The sequence below is a fragment of the Elstera litoralis genome (assembly GCF_000963705.1).
GTDB lineage: Bacteria > Pseudomonadota > Alphaproteobacteria > Elsterales > Elsteraceae > Elstera > Elstera litoralis.
On record NZ_LAJY01000237.1, the window covers coordinates 1 to 2,378 of the forward strand.

Here is a 2,378-nt window from a genome sequence, read left to right on the forward strand (position 1 = left end):
AGGCAGGTGGAGCCTAATTAGGTATGCTTAACAGATGTGCGGAGGATGCCATGTCTGATGAAGCCGAAAATCTTGTTCTCGTTTATCTACGTCGTCTCGATACCAAGGTCGATGCGATCAAGGACGATTTGCAGGATGTAAAAGCTCGGCTGAATCGGGTGGAAAATTCCCTGATAACGATGCGCCGTGAGCAAACCAACGACGCTGAGGGGGTGGCGCATCTTGAGGCCCGCTTCGACCGTTTCAGCGAGCGCCTCGCCCGCATCGAAAAGCGTCTTGAGATTACCGACGCCTAACGCCCCTTCAGCAAACACACCACTTGCGGCGCGAGCAGGTTCGGGAACCGCGCCGCCCAGGCGGGGATCGGGTCGCCTGCCGAGGTCAGCGCCCGCAGCCGTTCGATTTTCAAATCCAGATCGGCGGCGAGGGTTTTGAAATCCTGCACCGTGCAGAGGTGAATATTGGGCGTATCGTACCAGGCATAGGGTAGGTCGGGCGTATTCGGCATATGCCCGCCCGCCATCAAGGCCCAGCGCACGCGCCAATGGCCGAAGTTGGGGAAGGAGACGATCACCCGCCGCCCGATCCGCGCCAGATGCGACAGCACCGTTCGCGGCGCGCGGGTGGCTTGCAGCGTTTGGCTGAGAATGGCGTAATCGAAGCTCCCCGCCGGATAATCGCGCAGATCCGTATCCGCATCGCCCTGGATGACCGACAGGCCACGCGCGACGCAGCCATTCACCCCGGCTTGCGACAGTTCGATGCCGCGCCCGTCCACCTGTTTGGTGCGGGCGAGGTAATCGAGCAACGCGCCATCGTCGCAGCCAATATCGAGCACGCGCGTGCCGGGGTCGATCATCTCGGCAATGGCCAGCAGGTCGCGGCGGATCATTGGCTCAGCCCCCGCAGGCGGGCGCAACCTTGGATGAAGCCGCCCAACACCGCGAACATCTCCGGCTCGTCGAGCAAGAAGGCGTCGTGCCCCCGGTCGGTCTCGATTTCGCAGAAGGAGACATTGGCGGCGACCGCGTTCAAAGCATGCACCAACGCCCGGCTTTCCGAGGTGGGGAACAGCCAGTCGGAGGAGAAGGAGAGCACGCAGAAGCGCGTCTTACTGCCCGCAAAGGCTTTTGGCAGCGAGCCGAACTCGGCGGCGAGATCGAAATAATCCATCGCGCGCGTGATATAGAGGTAGGAATTGGCGTCGAACCGATCCACGAAGGCCGCGCCTGGTAGCGCAAATAGCTTTCTACCTGGAAGTCGGCATCGAACCCGAAGGTGACGGCGGACCGATCTTGCAAGGAGCGGCCAAACTTCCGGTGCAGCGCCGGTTCCGACAGATAGGTGATATGGGCCGCCATGCGCGCGACCGACAGGCCGCGCGCGGGCACGCAACCCGCGTCGGGGTAGTCGCCATTGCGCCAGTCGGGATCGGCCATGATCGCCTGACGCCCGACCTCGTGAAAGGCAATATTCTGCGCCGAATGCCGGTAGGAGGTGGCGATGGGCAATGCTGCGAACACGCGTTCGGGATAATGGGCCGCCCAGGACAATACTTGCATCCCACCCATCGACCCGCCGACGACAGCAAACAGCGTATCGATACCGAAATGATCGATTAGCCGCGCCTGGGCGCGCACCATATCGTTGATGGTGATGACGGGGAAATGGATCGCATAGGGTTTGCCGGTCGCGGGATCAATCTCCAGCGGCCCGGTCGAGCCCATGCAGCCGCCCAGCACATTCGAGCAGATGATGAAATATTTAGCCGGGTCGATCACCTTGCCGGGGCCGATCAACAGGTTCCACCAGCCTTCGCGCCCGGTAATCGGGTGCTTTTCGGCGACATACTGATCGCCGGTGAGCGCGTGGCAGATGAGAATCGCGTTGCTGCGCTCGGCATTCAGCGTGCCGTAAGTGGTGACGGCGAGGCTGAAGGGCGCAAGGCTCTGGCCGCTATCGAGCGGCAAGGGCGCATCGAACTTAATCACCTGCCGGGTGGCGGCGGGCGCGGGGGAAAGAGGGGCGGTAGTCATAACGGGCGGTTGCCACTCCCAAAGGATCGGCGCTGAGGCAGCACCGTCCGATTACTCGGAACCAAGCCCGCATAGGACGCGAAAGCGGGGCGGGGCGTCAATGGTTGTTTTGATAGGGAGAGGGTTGTAGAAATAAGATCAATCGATTGATCTTATCGTAACGGATCGGAGAAATTTATTCTAAATCAATGCATTAACCTGTATATTAGCTCAAGCCGCTTGTGTTACGGGATTGCCGCTTTTGGATCGCTTCAACCTTACCGATATTTTAGGGCCTGCCGCTTTAATGGAGATGCCGCAGATAGCGGATCGCCTTCCCTGGCATATAACGCAAAATCTGCC

The 2,378-nt window shown here is 60.3% G+C and carries 2 protein-coding genes and 1 pseudogene; 1 reads left to right on the top strand and 2 read right to left on the bottom strand.

The features are described from left to right. Positions 1-50: 50 nt before the first annotated feature. Positions 51-296 carry a hypothetical protein gene (locus VZ95_RS10055; RefSeq protein ID WP_045775724.1) on the top strand — a complete coding sequence of 82 codons (246 nt, stop codon included), beginning with the start codon at positions 51-53 and terminating at the stop codon, positions 294-296. Here the strand turns inward: VZ95_RS10055 and metW are convergent. Together metW and metX are read right to left on the bottom strand one after the other, a co-directional pair. Continuing rightward, positions 293-892 (bottom strand): methionine biosynthesis protein MetW, encoded by a 600-nt coding sequence (metW, locus tag VZ95_RS10060; protein ID WP_045775725.1) that lies wholly within the window; start codon positions 890-892, stop codon positions 293-295. The genes VZ95_RS10055 and metW overlap by 4 nt on opposite strands. Then, positions 889-2,036: pseudogene (gene metX / locus VZ95_RS10065) on the bottom strand (homoserine O-acetyltransferase MetX). The gene metW and the pseudogene metX overlap by 4 nt, the downstream one beginning before the upstream one ends. Between the last annotated feature and the right edge of the window lie 342 nt (positions 2,037-2,378).

Coding starts and splice junctions, on each gene's coding strand:
- VZ95_RS10055 (WP_045775724.1), top strand. CDS start 51: ATGTCTGATGAAGCCGAAAATCTTGTTCTCGTTTATCTACGTCGTCTC.
- metW (WP_045775725.1), bottom strand. CDS start 892: ATGATCCGCCGCGACCTGCTGGCCATTGCCGAGATGATCGACCCCGGC.